The sequence below is a fragment of the Microbacterium wangchenii genome (assembly GCF_004564355.1).
In the GTDB taxonomy this organism is placed as follows: Bacteria; Actinomycetota; Actinomycetes; order Actinomycetales; family Microbacteriaceae; genus Microbacterium; species Microbacterium wangchenii.
The window spans coordinates 225,713-237,829 of the sequence record NZ_CP038266.1 but is presented as its reverse complement, the minus strand read 5'-3'; the positions used below and the strand labels follow the sequence as shown (position 1 = coordinate 237,829).

Sequence of the window (12,117 nt, the reverse complement as noted above, 5' to 3'; positions counted from 1 at the left end):
GAGATCGGGGTTCAGGGGAGCCGCATCTCCCTGAGCTGGCGCCGAGACGTGATGCCGAGCTTGCGGAAGATGTTGCGCAGGTGAGCCTCGATCGTCCGAGGACTCAGGAAGAGCTGCACACCGACCTCACGCGATGTCGCGCCCGTCGCGACCAGTCGAGCGATCTGCAACTCGTGTTCAGTGAGCGCGGTTGCCGGCGTGGCGGTGCGCTTTCGCGGATACTCGCCTGTCGCGCGCAACTCCCGCGCGGCGCGTTCGGCGAACGCCTCTGCGCCCATAGTCGACAGCAGCTCGTGCGCGACACGCAGCTGTTCCCGGGCATCCTGGCGCCGCCCCTCCCGGCGCAGCCACTCCCCGTACACAAGGTGCGTGCGGGCGAGATAGCCCGTCATCCGGGACGCCCCGATTCGGGCGATCGCTTCGAGGTACTCGTCTTCGGCAGCGGGTCCCGAGTTCGCCAGCGCGCGCGAGCGCGCAGCAACCCCGAGTGCGAACGGGGCGCCGCTGGCCTCGGCGCGGGCGCAGAGCTCGGTCAGCGCGGTCGCCGCAAGTCCGGGCTGTCCGGCGCGAGTGGCGGCCTCGACCAGCTCGAGCAGAGAGAGGCCGGTGTTGGAGAGCTCGTTCGTCTCACACCCCTCGGCCGCCGCCGTCGCCGCGGACTCGTAATCGCCCGTTCCGTTGCGCAACACGGCCAACGAGTAGTTGGCGGTGGCCATCTCCGCGCCGCCCCGGTGCCCCGCCGCTTTCTCTACGTTCGCGGCGTAGAGCTGAGCGGTCTCGGTCTCGTGACCGCGCCAAGCCGCCAGGATGATGTCGGCGTACGGCAGCGGCACAGCACCTGTTGCACGCGTGATCTCGGACGCTTCGGCGCACAGCTCCGCCGCCAGGGACAGCTCGCCGGCGAGCACCAGTATCCCGGCGTGACCGACGAGCGCCCCCGGCAGCGTGGCCAACGCACCGGAGTCGCGGGCCAGCCGGACGTTCCGTGCCGCCAGCACACGTACCCGCTCCTCGTCGAACAGGGCGGCCGCGCTCCGAGTCGCGAGCCAAAGCCAGCGGCGGCTGCCCATCTCGCCCAGCGCCTCCCCGTCGAACCCGCGATCGTGGAACGCCCTCAGCGCATCCTTCACCGCGGGCGCGCCCGCCACGTACCCTCGCGTGAAGGTCACGATCAAGCCCTCGAGCAGCAGATCCGGCGGTGTCGGCGGCCCCGGGGGCGGCGGCGCTCCGAGAGCCGCCGTCGCCACCTCGCGCGCGCCGCGAACATCTCCGGTCCCGCCGGTGATCATTGCGGCATCGATCGCGTGGAGGTACGTCTCGCGAGCCAAGGCGGGATCGAGCGGGGCGAGAATCTCCGCGGCGTCGAGCAGCATGCCCGGCACCTCTGCACCCTGGGTCAGCTGGAAGGCGATCCGGGCTCGGAGCAGCTCGAGTCGCGCGCGCTGCAGCTCGTCCAGCGGCCCGGCAGCCGCCACGTCCAAGAGTTCCGCCGCCGCGATCGACGCCCCGGAGTCGTGCTTTGCGTGCGCCGCCGCCAGCGCCCGCCGGGCGCGGGCGGCCGGTTCGGGTGTGAGGTCCGCAGCCTGCTGCAGGAACGCGGCGGCGGCCGCCACCCCGCCGCGCTCGCGTGTCCGTTCGGCCGAGCGCTCCAGCTCGGCCGCGACCTCCTCGTCCTGCCCCCACACCGCTTGCGCTCGATGCCAGGCACGACGGTCCGGGTGGACCTGCGGGTCGATGGCGGCGGCGAGCGCCGCATGCACGCGTCGGCGATCGGTCGGCGAGGCCGCGCGGTAGACGGCTGAGCGCACGAGCGGGTGACGGAATCGCACACTGGTATCGATCTCCAGCAGCCCGGAGTCTTCCGCAGGCCCCGCAGCTTCGAGGGGCACCCCGAGGTGCTCGGCCGCTCGCCAGAGCAGAGCCCCATCGCCGGTCGGTTCGGCGGCGGCGAGCAGCAGCAGCAATTGCGCCTGCGCGGACAGCTCAGCCGACCGGCGATGGAAGACCTCCTCGATGCGGCGCGGGATGGTGAGCGTGTCCGGAAGCTCGAACCCGCCCGCGAGCCGGCTGGGCGACGCGCTCCGTGGCAGCTCCAGGAGCGCGAGGGGGTTGCCACGTGACTCCGCGATGATCCGGTCACGCACCTCGTCATCGAGAGGGGCTCGGACTCCTGCCGCCAGCAGCATCCGGGCGTCGTTCTCGCCGAGACCGTTCACGCGCAGCTCGGGTGACAGGCCGGCCACGGGATCGACGTCGTCGATGCCCACGTCGCGCGCGGCGAACAACAGCACGACTCCCTCGGCGGCAACGCGTCGGGCGACGAAGGTCAAGACCTGCGCCGAGGCCTGATCTATCCATTGCGCGTCGTCGATGAGGCACAGCAGTGGGCCCTGCTCGGCGACCTCGGCCAGGAGGCTCAGCGTCGCGAGCCCGACGAGGAAGGGGTCGGGCACCGCACCGCTGCGCAGCCCGAGGGCCACGCCGAGAGCAGCCAGCTGCGGCTCCGGCAGCGCATCGACACGGTCGAGCAGCGGCGCACACATCTGGTGGAGGGCTGCGAAAGCGAACTGCGTCTCGGACTCGGCCCCGCAGCATCCCGTGACTCGGAGCCCGAGAGATGTCGCGGTCTCGCGGGCATGCTCGAGTAGCGCGGTCTTGCCGATGCCGGCCTCGCCCCGCACCACCAACGTCCCGCTACGACCGGCCTGCGCCTCGGCGAGCAAGTGGTCGATGGCGTCGCGCTCCGTGAGACGACCCAAGAGAGTTGCCAAAGTGGTCCCCGTCCCGGCCTCATGAGTCCCGCTCGAACCCGGTAACCGTGTGCTAACCACACAGTATTGCGCAGCACAGCAACGGACCCGAAGGAGCTCGGAGCCCGAGAGATGTCTGGATACCATCGGCTTCTCCGCGACGATGTACGAGAGGCAGTGGGCATTGCAGGAGGCAGCGCTCGAACGGCACCTGACGGGTGTTGACGCACCCCCTTCGTCCTGTCGGGGCTGTGGCGTTCTTCCGTAATGATGGGCAGACCCACGCCCTTCGACACGGATGGAACGGATGGAACGGATGACGATGATGCGACGGATCGGCTCACGTCGCGCCTTGCCGGCGATCGCGCTGGCGGGCGCGCTCGCCTTCGGGATGACCGGATGCAGCGCGCTCTCACCGACGCCGCAGCCTTCGCCACCGCAGGGCACCGAGCAGGTTCTCGCGGAGTACGGGAATCTGTCCGAGGCCGTGACCACCGCCGCGCCCCGCGTGGTCGCCGTCACCGATCCCGGCCGCTCGCGCAACGGCCTCGGCGAGCGCCTCGAACTCACCTTGCTGACCGACGTCACCGAACCCTTCAGCGCGGAGGAACTGGATGCCGTCACCGAGGCGATCTGGCAGGCCCTGCCGTGGGAGCCGAACGCGATCGACCTTGTCGCCGGGGTGGAGTCGACAGGCGGCACCGAACCCGTCGATCTGCGCACCGCGGCAGGGCAGCTCGGCCCGATGGGATTCGCCCAGTCCGGGCAGGGCGGGGTGAGCCTGTTCGACATGGCAGCCCGCTACGGCGTGTGGACCGCGCCGGAATAACCCCGCGCCGGAGACTGCTCGACGGAACGTAGCCCGGGGTGGGCGCCGCGAGTACCGTCACTCCGAAGTGATCGTGCCCCTGGCAGCGGCGATCTCGCGCACTATCTCGGTGAACTCCTGGCGACGCCCCGGCTGATTCAATGACAGCGGCGACGGATGCCACATATCGACGACTTCGGGCCCCCCGAACGAGGTCGAGCCGATGTACCGCCGCCAGCCCCTTTGCGCGTAAAGGCCGCCGAGCACCACGATCTCGAGGAATGGGAGGTGGCTGATCAGGTCGACGAGTTCCGAAGCCCCATTCTTCATTTCATCTTTCGTCGGCTTTCGCGATGCGGCACCGAGATACCAAGGAACGATATTCCACACCAGTGCACCGTCGTGAAGACCCGCCTCATTCCTCGCGTTCCACATGTTCGCAGCGGTCGCGTCATTGTTGTCGACGGAGATGAAGCCCGACCCTGGGCGCTTGTTGCCCGCATTGGTCATCGGACCCGGTGCCTCGAAGACGAACAGCACACGGGCCTCTTCCCCCGCCTCAGCCGGGTCGAATTGAGGGACGTGCACGCCGCGACGATCCTCAAGATCTTCGGCCCAGCCACGCAGACTCTGCGCACGTGGTTCAGTCAGCAGGAGTTGCTCGCGAGCGCTCACGAGGGCTGGATCACGGAAGCCACGGGGGTGGTCGAGGAACACCCTCGGATGCTATCCCCCGGGTGCTCAGCGCCGGCGTCATCGGTGCTCAGCCCGTGCGGCCGCGGTGCGGATCTCCGCCTGAAGCTGTGCTCTATTGCCCCCTCCGACGACGGCACCCCACCGCTGCAGGCGTGGGATGGATGCGGCAGCCGATGGAGCTAAGCCACCGAACGGCGGGCGGTCGCCGCATCCGCTCCGGCACATGGAGTGCGATGCCCTGGGCCCGGCGCTGACGTCATCCGCACCGAGGGGGAACTCCGAACGAACGGCTGCCGAGTTCGAAAAGGAGACCCAAATGAGGAAATTCATCGCGAGTGCCCTCGCGGCACTCCTCATCGGTGCGAGTCCGCTCCTGGTTGGCGCATCCGCCGCACCCGCAGCACACGCCGCGGAGGTCGCACCCACGCCCACCGTCGTCGCGACGGAGACGGCGGATGCCGCCGTCACCACGAATACGGCCCCTGCGGAGGATGCGGCGGATGGCGCGGCTGTCGGCAGGTGCATCTCGAGTCCGGCCTGGACGGAGACGATCATCGTCTCCCCGGAGGTGCCGGCCGTCCCGGAGATCCCGGCCGTTCCGGAGATCCCCGAGATCAGCCACATGGAGACGGTCGTCATCCAGGAAGCCTGGACCGAGACGGTCGTCGACAAGGAGGCCTGGGACGAGGAGGTGTTCGATCACTGGCAGCACTACTCGTGGACCGGTGGACCGCACACCGCTGACAGCGCCCCGGCGTTCCCGAGCGGCGACTGGCAGGCCAACGTGCAGGGCGATCCTCACGGCGTAGGTGTCGCGGGCGCGTACTTCCGCTCCCACGGCAACGCGGGCAACGGCGACTGGTTCTACCTCGAGGCGGTCACCAAGATCGTCCACCACGAGGCGGAGACGCACACCGTCGAGCACCCGGCCATCACCGAAGAGGTGAAGGTCATCGATCAGGAGTACGTCCCGGGTATCCCCGGGGTCCCCGGCAAGCCCGCGATCCCGGCGGTCGTCAAGTACATCTACCACCCGGCCGTCGAGTGCCCCGCTGCTCCCGCGGCGGTCGACACCACGACGGCGTCGGTCGACACCACAGCGGCCGTCGACACCGCGGCGCCGGCTGAGACGACGCCTCTGGCTCAGACGGGTGGGGGCGGCGTCGGGCTCCCCGTGCTGCTCGGCGGCGTGGGGGCGCTCGCCCTCGGTCTGCTGATCACGGGAATCCGTCGATTCGCCCGAGAGTGACGGCTCTGCCCCGCCGGACGGCGGGGCATCCGTGGACCCCGGCTCCGCCTTCGAGGGCGGAGCCGGGGTCCTCGTCACTCGTCGCCATCCGCGTCCGGGCCCCGGGCTCATCAAGATTCCCGCGAGGGTGCCGCAGCAAACCAAGAAGAACGATGATCCGGGGTTACCGTTCGTGTGTGGTCGGGCCGTTGGGGGCAGCTCGGACACATCCAGCGGCCTGCCGGATGCACGTGATCGGCTCCACCGCCTGGGGATGCGGGATTCCGAACGCGCACACCGGCAGGCCGCAGACCCCATGCATCCCGTCACCGATGCAGACAGACCGCGGCCGGGGACGCACATGGACGTGTGCGAACTCGGCAATCAGGTCACTATGGATGCGTGCGCAGCTGGGAGACGGGGCAGGATGGCGTGGTCGCACTGCCCGGCGGCCGCCTGGTCCGGGGCCGAGCGCTCCGAGCCGGTACGCTCACCCCCGACCTGACACCTGACTTCGGGGTGTACTTCACCTCGCGCCCATACGCCGAACGGTGGGAGTCGCGGTGGATCGCATGGCCGGACTTCCGGCTTCCCCGAGAGCCGTCGGAGCTGCTCACGGCACTTCACGACGCCTACGAGCGCGCGCCCCGCATGAGGGTCGAGGTCGCTTGCGACGGCGGCACAGGGCGAACGGGGACGGCCATCGCCATCCTGGCTCGCTACGCGGGCGTGGCGGCGGAGGATGCCGTCGCGTGGACGCGGGCCAATTACCGCCCGGGTGCCATCGAAACGCCCGGGCAGCGCCGGTTCGCGCGTCGCACGATACTCGCCACCTGAACGGGTCGGCGGCGGTGGAAGGTCGGGTCGGGCGGGTTCAGGGGCGCAGGACGCGCGAGGCCTGTTCCAGGGCGCCGGCGACCACGCGGAAGTAGGCCCAGCGACCCCGCTGCTCTCGTGTCGCGAGCCCCGCGTCGACGAGCAGTTTCATGTGGTGCGACACCGTCGGCTGCGACAGGCCCACCGGCTCGGTGAGATCGCAGATGCACGCTTCCCCGTCATCGGATGCAGCGATCAGCGAGAGCAGTCGCACCCGCGTGGGGTCACCCAGAGCCTTGAAGGTGTGAGCGATCCGCTCGGCCTCGTCGGCGGTGAGGACACCTTCGGTGACCGGAGAGCAGCAGGCGACGGCGGCATCATCGGTCAGGAGAGGCAGCACGGCGGGCACGGCACGATTCTGCCACTCGTATTGACATCTGTCGATATATCGACCACTCTCGATCCATCGAAGTTCGTCAATGTGTGGAGGAGTGGTCGTGGGTCGGAATGCACTGCCGGTCGTGGTCATCGGAGCGGGCCCGCAGGGGCTGGCCGCCGCCGCGCATCTCGCCGAGCGGGCCTCGCCGGTCGTCGTGCTGGAGGCCGGCGACGGACCCGCAGCGGCTGTGGCCGACTGGGGGCACGTGCGCCTCTTCTCCGGATGGCCCGAGCTGATCGACGCGGCCGGCGCACGCGTCCTGGCCCCCACCGGCTGGACGGCACCGACGACGGGGTATCCGACGGGCGCACAGTGGATCTCGGGGTACCTCGCGCCGCTCGCCGCCGCGCTGGGCGAACGCATCCGCTACGGCGCCCGCGTTGTCGGGGTGTCCCGCCTCGGCCGCGACCGTCTGGTCGACGCCGGGCGCGGCGAGCAGCCCTTCACCGTGCATGTGCAACCGGCCGAGGGCGAGGAGTACCGACTTCAGGCGCGGGCCGTCATCGACGCCTCCGGCACGTGGTCCACGCCGAATCCGGCCGGCGCGGACGGCCTGCCCGCACTCGGAGAACGGGCCGCCGCTGACCTGCTGTCCTACCGCATCCCGGATTTCCGCGACCGCGGAGGCTTCGAGGGCAAGCACACGGTCGTCGTCGGCTCCGGGCATTCGGCGATCACCGCGGTGCTCGCTCTCGCGCGGATGGCCCGCCGCGACCCGAGCACGACGGTGACCTGGGCGCTGCGTCGCGCGACCGCCGGCAATGCCTTCGGCGGCGGGGGTGCGGATGAGCTGCCCGCGCGTGGCGCCCTCGGCGTCACGGCCAGAGAGTTCGTCGACGCCGGACTGGTCTCGCTCGTCACGGGTTTCCGAGTGGAACGCGTCGTCCGTGAGCACGACCGACCGGTGCTCATCGCCGAGGACGGGCGAATGCTCACGGCAGATCGTGTCGTTGTGCTCACGGGGTTCCGGCCCGACCTCTCTTTCCTGTCAGAGCTGCGGCTGGAGCTGGACCCGACCCTGCAGGCTCCTGTGCGGATCGCCGCGGAGGTCGACCCTAACGTGCATTCGTGCGGGTCCGTCGCGGCGACGGGCGCCGCGGACCTGGCCCAGCCGGAGCCCGGCTTTTATCTCGTCGGCGCCAAGTCGTACGGGCGTGCGCCGACGTTCCTCGCGCTCACGGGGTACGAGCAGGTGCGCAGCGTCGTCGCGGAGCTGGCGGGCGATCACGAGGCAGCCCGGCGCAGAGAACTCGTGCTGCCCGATACGGGGGTGTGCGGCGGGGCCGGCGCGTTCGACGCCGCCGGAGGGTCATGCTGCGCTCTGCCCAGCCAGGTGCTCCAGATCGGGCGCGCGGCCGCATCCGTCTGAGGGGGGTCAGGCGAGGGCTCGGGCGACGAGAGCTTCGTTCATCCCTCCACGCAACTCGTGCCCGACACCGGTGAGGACCGTGGCGTGGAGGGCGGTGTGCTCGTCGAGGAACCGGCGGAACTCCGCTCCCTCAGCGTCCGCCGGAATGACGTCGTCGGAGTCACCCGTCACCCAGTAGGTGGGCGGCCGTAGGCGCGCCAACTCGAGGTCGGTGGGCCGGTTGCCAGCCACGGGGAAACCCGTGCCGAGCACCGCCTTCGCAATCCTCGCGGGCCGCAGCCGCATGACCTCGACGATGAGGGTGGATCCCTCCGACCACCCGATCGCCGTCACGGGCTCGTCGTCCGCTGCCTCGTCCTCGATGACGCGCAGCACCTCCTCCGCTGGACCAGTCGCCTCGTCGACATGCGGCGGCCGGCCCCGCCAGTCGAACCACCCGAAGCCCTTCCCCCTCACGTGAGAGGCTCGCAGGCAGAGCGTGCGACCAGGGAGACGGGCAGCGATGGGCTGCATGTCGCGCTCCGAGCCGCCGCGCCCGTGGAGGAGGACGGTCAGCATGCACCCAGCATGGCGCGCACGCGTCGGCGCCGCCACAGATCACAGCGTCGCTGGCTCTCGACCCGCCGGTGGATGAACCGGCCCCGCGAGCGACCACCGGAGCAGCAGCACGAGTGAGACCAAACGATCCGGCCGCATATGGAAACTGTCCCGGAAGCCCTGACACAGGGTGTCGTGATTCGTTCGAGCTGGAGGCGACCGCCGTCGCGTGACGGACGCGGCGGCAAAGCGCCTTCTCGTGGCCGCCTCCTTGCTTGCGCGGATGGCTCGAGCCCGACACGGTGAACGCATGACGGGTACGGGCGACGAGAACGTGACGTCCACGCGGCCGGGCAGCATGGCGCAATGGCTGCGAGCGCAAGGCTCACTCGTGGGCACCGCGCCCCCGTTCGATGTCGCGGCGCTGCCCGACGATCCGGTTGAGCTGTTCCTGGCGTGGATCCTCCATGCCGCGGACGCGGGCGTTGCCGAACCGCATGCCGCCACCTTGGCAACAGTGGATGCCGCCGGCAGACCCGATGCCCGCACGCTCCTCCTGAAAGACGTCGGGCCGATCGGCTGGGCTGTCGCCGGCCGGCGCTCCTCTGCCAAAGGCGCTCAGCTCGCCGCCCACCCGGTGGCGGCGCTGAACTTCTGGTGGCAGCCGGTGGTGCGCTCGGTGCGCGTGCGCGGCCCGGTGTCCGAGGCGACGCGCCAGGAGAGCGCCGCCGACCTGGCCGCTCGGTCGGCGTCGGCGAGAGCCGGCATCCCGCCCGAGGACTGGGTGCTCTGGCGGATCGAACCGGAGCACGTGGAGTTCTGGCAGGGCGCACCCGATCGCCACCACACGCGCGTCATCTACGAGCGGACGGGCGGGTCGTGGCGCCGCTCGCACATGACGATCTGAGCGTCTCCCTTGTGCGGGCTGGCCCGCCATGCTGTGGTGGTGCGATGACGGGCGACTCGACATTGCAGGACCAGCTCGACCGGCTGGTCGGGACCTGGCGGACCGAGGGGATCATCGTCGGCGGCAGCGAGCACGGCGGCCACAAGTGGGCCGGCTGGGATGTCTACGAATGGTTCCCCGGAGCCCGGCAGATGGTCCATCGGGTGGACGTTGAGATCTTCGGCGCGCGGAAAGAGGCGATGGAATTCTTCACGCCTCGCGAAGCATCGATGGACACCTTCGATCAGACCTCCTTCGACGCCGATGGCACCGTCGAGCACGCGGTGGGAAGCTTCGACGAGCATGGCCGGTACCTCAACGACGCCGGCGACGCCCCGCGCCATCCTCACCTTCGACGCCCCGGATTCCATGCGCGCGGTGTGGGAGACGCGGCAGCCCGGTGGCGGCTGGGCGGAGTGGATGCAGGTGAGGTTCACCCGGGTCGCCGGCCCGCACATCGAGGTGCGCACCAAGGACGACCACACGACCTGACGCATGACCGGTGACGGTCGACCCCACCTGTGTCAGGCCTTGGACACCCGGACCGTGATCGGGGTCGGGTTGGCGAAGAGGTCGAGCACGGGGCAGTGCTCGTCCACGGCGGCCTTGAGCTCGTCGTACCGCCGCTCGGTCTCAGGTCCGTCGATCGTGACGTGCAGGCGAACGCCCGTGAACCCCGGGCGCACCGACTCGTCGACGCCGAAGAGCTTCCGCGCATCGAGGTCGCCCTCGGCTTCGACGCGGATGTCGTCGACCTGGATGCCGAGCGCCTGCGCATAGAGGCGATACACGACGACCTGGCAGGAGATCAGTGCGGCGAGTGCGTACTCGACGGGGCTCGCGCCCACGTCGTCGCCGGCCAGCGCGGCCGGCTCGTCGACGAAGAACTGGTGCTTTCCGGCGCGGACGACGGTCGCGACCGATCCCGACCCCTCACCGCTGACGCGGTAGGTCAACTGGGCGCTGCGGGGATCGGTCGCGATCCGCTCGCCCCACGCCGTGCCGGCTGCGGTGAGCCGTGCGGCGCGGTCGGCGGAGGTGGTCTCGGGAACGACGATGGTGTCAGCAAGTGTCATGGCCGCGAGCGTAGGTCGCGCATCGCGCCGGGCGCTCGCCGCCGGTAACGCGGCGTCACGATGCGCGGTAACGCACCGTCACGCTGCGCTGATCGGGCCCCGCGCCCTGTGCCGCCGGACCGCGGCGCGATTGGCGCAGCGAACCGAGCAGTAGCGCTGCCTGCCGTTGCGGGTCACATCGACGACGACGTTGCGACATCCGTCACCCGCCGCGCAACGCCGCAGCCGGTGCATCCCCCGCGTGGTCAGGTGCAGGGCGGTGCCGACACTGATGACGGCCGCGAGCACGTGGGGCAGGGTCTGATCGGCATCCCGGTAGTGCAGGTGCCAGCCCTCGCCGTTGTGGTCGGTCAGGCGGGGGTAGGCGGATGCTGCCGCCAGGGCGGCGTTCAGGAGTGCCGCGCGGGCGTGCGGGTCGACCTCGTCGACGACGCGCAGCCACTCGTCCAGCACGGCGCGCGACGCCGCCAGGTCGTCGGCGCCGGCGAGGAAGTCCATCGTCATGCCGAACTCGCGCGTGCGGGCGACGATGCCCTCGCGATCGTCCGGCCAGTCGTTGGCCAACGATGCCGCCATCAGTACGGCGTACTCGCCGTAAGGGTTGAGGTGCATAAGGGCATTACAGCACTCTGGCCAGATGAGCCACCAGACCCCTCCTGCACTTGTCCGGAGCCACCGATGACCATCCTCGGAACCGGAGTATCGCTCGCGGCGGCGGGCGGCATGGCGCTGGCCGCTCTCCTGATGGTTCTCACGCCCGGCCCCAACATGGTCTATCTCGTCTCCCGGAGCATCAGCCAGGGGCGCGCAGCCGGGCTCGTGTCCCTCGCCGGCACGGGTACGGGGTTCCTCGTCTACCTGACGATGGCAGGCACCGGGCTCGCCGTCGTGTTCGTCGCGGTGCCGTGGCTGTTCATCGGCCTGAAGGCCGCCGGCGTGGCGTACCTGGCATATCTCGCGTGGCAGGCGCTGAAGCCGAGCGGGCGGGGGGTGTTCGAGACACGGGGGCTGCGCAGGGACTCGGCGGCGAAGCTGTTCCGCATGGGATTGGTGACCAACCTGCTCAACCCGAAGGCGGCGGTGATGTACCTCGCGCTCATCCCCCAGTTCGTCGACCCCTCCGCCGGCAGCCCCGCCCTCCAGGGCTTCCTCCTCGGCGGCATCCAGATCGCCGTCAGCCTGACCGTCAACGCCGCGATCATCCTGGCGGCCGGATCGATCGCCGCCTTCCTCGCCGCGCGACCGGTGTGGACGGTGTGGCAGCGCCGTGCGACCGGCGGCCTCCTCGGCGTCGTCGCCGTCCTGCTGGCACTCGAGGTCGCGGAGCCCGCTTCGGTGGCATAGCCCAGGAGCGCCCTCCCGTCCTGGGCGCACCGCAGCGCTTATGTTTGCTGGGGGCGCCGTCGTCACACCCGCGGCGATGCCGAGGATGCGACAGGAGTCGATGCACAC

Annotated in this window: 13 protein-coding genes; 7 read left to right on the top strand and 6 right to left on the bottom strand. The window is 70.3% G+C overall.

Annotated features, from left to right (window positions below; translation table 11 throughout):
- Positions 1-11: 11 nt before the first annotated feature.
- Entirely contained in the window at positions 12-2,759 is a 2,748-nt protein-coding gene (locus tag E4K62_RS01105) for an ATP-binding protein (protein ID WP_240742772.1), read from the bottom strand.
- A gap of 307 nt (positions 2,760-3,066) precedes the next feature.
- Between E4K62_RS01105 and E4K62_RS01100 the strand changes: the two genes are divergently transcribed.
- On the top strand, positions 3,067-3,579 hold the full coding sequence (locus E4K62_RS01100; protein WP_167747671.1) for a hypothetical protein: 513 nt from the start codon (positions 3,067-3,069) through the stop codon (positions 3,577-3,579).
- Between the two features lie 57 nt (positions 3,580-3,636).
- Here E4K62_RS01100 and E4K62_RS01095 read toward each other — a convergent pair whose 3' ends face one another.
- The gene (locus tag E4K62_RS01095; protein ID WP_240742771.1) at positions 3,637-4,275 is read right to left on the bottom strand and encodes a uracil-DNA glycosylase; all 639 of its coding nucleotides are present in this window, start codon (positions 4,273-4,275) and stop codon (positions 3,637-3,639) included.
- A gap of 295 nt (positions 4,276-4,570) precedes the next feature.
- Between E4K62_RS01095 and E4K62_RS01090 the strand changes: the two genes are divergently transcribed.
- Positions 4,571-5,503, top strand: coding sequence for a hypothetical protein (locus E4K62_RS01090; protein ID WP_135062760.1), 933 nt, complete (start codon positions 4,571-4,573; stop codon positions 5,501-5,503).
- A 381-nt stretch (positions 5,504-5,884) separates the two neighbouring features.
- Positions 5,885-6,319 (top strand): protein-tyrosine phosphatase family protein, encoded by a 435-nt coding sequence (locus E4K62_RS01085; RefSeq protein WP_135062758.1) that lies wholly within the window; start codon positions 5,885-5,887, stop codon positions 6,317-6,319.
- A 37-nt stretch (positions 6,320-6,356) separates the two neighbouring features.
- On the opposite strand, the gene E4K62_RS01080 is transcribed toward E4K62_RS01085, so the two are convergent.
- Positions 6,357-6,707, bottom strand: coding sequence for an ArsR/SmtB family transcription factor (locus E4K62_RS01080; protein WP_167747687.1), 351 nt, complete (start codon positions 6,705-6,707; stop codon positions 6,357-6,359).
- A gap of 70 nt (positions 6,708-6,777) precedes the next feature.
- Here E4K62_RS01080 and E4K62_RS01075 point away from each other — a divergent pair, with 70 nt between their 5' ends.
- Positions 6,778-8,106, top strand: coding sequence for an FAD-dependent oxidoreductase (locus E4K62_RS01075; protein ID WP_135062756.1), 1,329 nt, complete (start codon positions 6,778-6,780; stop codon positions 8,104-8,106).
- Between the two features lie 6 nt (positions 8,107-8,112).
- On the opposite strand, the gene E4K62_RS01070 is transcribed toward E4K62_RS01075, so the two are convergent.
- The gene (locus E4K62_RS01070) at positions 8,113-8,664 is read right to left on the bottom strand and encodes an alpha/beta hydrolase (RefSeq protein ID WP_135062754.1); all 552 of its coding nucleotides are present in this window, start codon (positions 8,662-8,664) and stop codon (positions 8,113-8,115) included.
- 289 nt (positions 8,665-8,953) lie between these two features.
- Between E4K62_RS01070 and E4K62_RS01065 the strand changes: the two genes are divergently transcribed.
- Positions 8,954-9,550 (top strand): pyridoxine/pyridoxamine 5'-phosphate oxidase, encoded by a 597-nt coding sequence (locus E4K62_RS01065; RefSeq protein ID WP_240742769.1) that lies wholly within the window; start codon positions 8,954-8,956, stop codon positions 9,548-9,550.
- Positions 9,551-9,594: 44 nt separating this feature from the next.
- Positions 9,595-10,095 (top strand): hypothetical protein, encoded by a 501-nt coding sequence (locus E4K62_RS01060; protein WP_135062752.1) that lies wholly within the window; start codon positions 9,595-9,597, stop codon positions 10,093-10,095.
- A gap of 18 nt (positions 10,096-10,113) precedes the next feature.
- Here E4K62_RS01060 and E4K62_RS01055 read toward each other — a convergent pair whose 3' ends face one another.
- Positions 10,114-10,665, bottom strand: coding sequence for an OsmC family protein (locus E4K62_RS01055; RefSeq protein WP_135062750.1), 552 nt, complete (start codon positions 10,663-10,665; stop codon positions 10,114-10,116).
- Between the two features lie 78 nt (positions 10,666-10,743).
- The gene (locus E4K62_RS01050) at positions 10,744-11,277 is read right to left on the bottom strand and encodes a CGNR zinc finger domain-containing protein (protein ID WP_135062748.1); all 534 of its coding nucleotides are present in this window, start codon (positions 11,275-11,277) and stop codon (positions 10,744-10,746) included.
- A gap of 66 nt (positions 11,278-11,343) precedes the next feature.
- Here E4K62_RS01050 and E4K62_RS01045 point away from each other — a divergent pair, with 66 nt between their 5' ends.
- Complete coding sequence (locus tag E4K62_RS01045) at positions 11,344-12,009, top strand: LysE family translocator (protein ID WP_205805851.1); 666 nt, start codon at positions 11,344-11,346, stop codon at positions 12,007-12,009.
- Positions 12,010-12,117: the final 108 nt, after the last annotated feature.

Excerpts from the sequence above, each read along its gene's own strand:
- E4K62_RS01100 (WP_167747671.1), top strand. The coding sequence starts at position 3,067 with ATGACGATGATGCGACGGATCGGCTCACGTCGCGCCTTGCCGGCGATC.
- E4K62_RS01090 (WP_135062760.1), top strand. The coding sequence starts at position 4,571 with ATGAGGAAATTCATCGCGAGTGCCCTCGCGGCACTCCTCATCGGTGCG.
- E4K62_RS01075 (WP_135062756.1), top strand. The coding sequence starts at position 6,778 with ATGTGTGGAGGAGTGGTCGTGGGTCGGAATGCACTGCCGGTCGTGGTC.
- E4K62_RS01070 (WP_135062754.1), bottom strand. The coding sequence starts at position 8,664 with ATGCTGACCGTCCTCCTCCACGGGCGCGGCGGCTCGGAGCGCGACATG.
- E4K62_RS01065 (WP_240742769.1), top strand. The coding sequence starts at position 8,954 with ATGACGGGTACGGGCGACGAGAACGTGACGTCCACGCGGCCGGGCAGC.
- E4K62_RS01060 (WP_135062752.1), top strand. The coding sequence starts at position 9,595 with ATGACGGGCGACTCGACATTGCAGGACCAGCTCGACCGGCTGGTCGGG.
- E4K62_RS01055 (WP_135062750.1), bottom strand. The coding sequence starts at position 10,665 with ATGACACTTGCTGACACCATCGTCGTTCCCGAGACCACCTCCGCCGAC.
- E4K62_RS01050 (WP_135062748.1), bottom strand. The coding sequence starts at position 11,277 with ATGCACCTCAACCCTTACGGCGAGTACGCCGTACTGATGGCGGCATCG.
- E4K62_RS01045 (WP_205805851.1), top strand. The coding sequence starts at position 11,344 with ATGACCATCCTCGGAACCGGAGTATCGCTCGCGGCGGCGGGCGGCATG.